This window comes from Mycobacterium sp. E3339, from assembly GCF_001666915.1.
Classification (GTDB): Bacteria; Actinomycetota; Actinomycetes; order Mycobacteriales; family Mycobacteriaceae; genus Mycobacterium.
This window is the reverse complement of the sequence record NZ_LZIZ01000110.1, coordinates 1-695: the sequence shown is the minus strand read 5'-3', so window position 1 is coordinate 695 and position 695 is coordinate 1. Positions and strand designations below refer to the sequence as shown.

The following is a 695-nucleotide window of genomic DNA, read 5'->3' as shown; positions in this document are numbered from 1 at the left end:
ATTACGACAAGATCCACCTCTACGACGCCTTCGGCTTCACCGAGTCGCGCACCGTCGCGCCCGGCCGCGAGCCGGTGTTGATCCGCTCGGTCGGCCGCTCGGTGGGGGGCTGGCCGAACGGGGCCTGGTTGCCGGGACGGCCCCACGTCGAAGGGTCCTGGTTCGGTGGTCCTTGTGGGTTCGTCACCCGACCGATTCTGCACTATCGAGCTGAACGAAATCTGAGTGGTTGCGCAGCACCGCGATGCTCTCCCGGGCCTTGGCGACCCGATCGACGTCGATGTCGGCCACCACCAACTGCGGCCCGGGGCCGGCCGACGCCACGACGTCGCCGAACGGCGAGGCCACCAGGCTGCCGCCCACCCCGGTCGGCGCGCCCGAGCCGGTGAGGGGTTCGCCGGGATCGGCCTGGCCGGCCGCGGCGACGTAGCTCATCGAGTCCAGCGCGCGGGCCCGCGCCAGAAGCGTCCACTGGTCGAGCTTGCCCGGGCCCGAGCCCCACGACGCGCAGACGGCGATCAGCTGGGCGCCGCGGCGGGCCAGCTCGGTGTACAGCGCCGGGAAGCGGATGTCGTAGCAGACGGTCAACCCCACCCGGACACCGTCAACCGTGATCACCACCGGCTCGCGGCCGGGCGCGACGGTGCGCGACTCGGTGAAGCCGAAGGCGTCGTAGAGGTGGATCTTGTCGTAAT

Annotated in this window: 1 protein-coding gene and 1 pseudogene; one reads left to right on the top strand and one right to left on the bottom strand. The window is 71.1% G+C overall.

Annotated elements, in window-relative coordinates; all coding sequences use genetic code 11:
- Positions 1–107: pseudogene (locus A5702_RS27285) on the top strand (hydrolase); the annotation flags it as partial.
- A 76-nt stretch (positions 108–183) separates the two neighbouring features.
- On the opposite strand, the gene A5702_RS10150 reads toward A5702_RS27285, so the two are convergent.
- On the bottom strand, positions 184–695 hold a 512-nt coding region (locus tag A5702_RS10150; RefSeq protein WP_304440333.1), incomplete at its 5' end, for a nitrilase-related carbon-nitrogen hydrolase.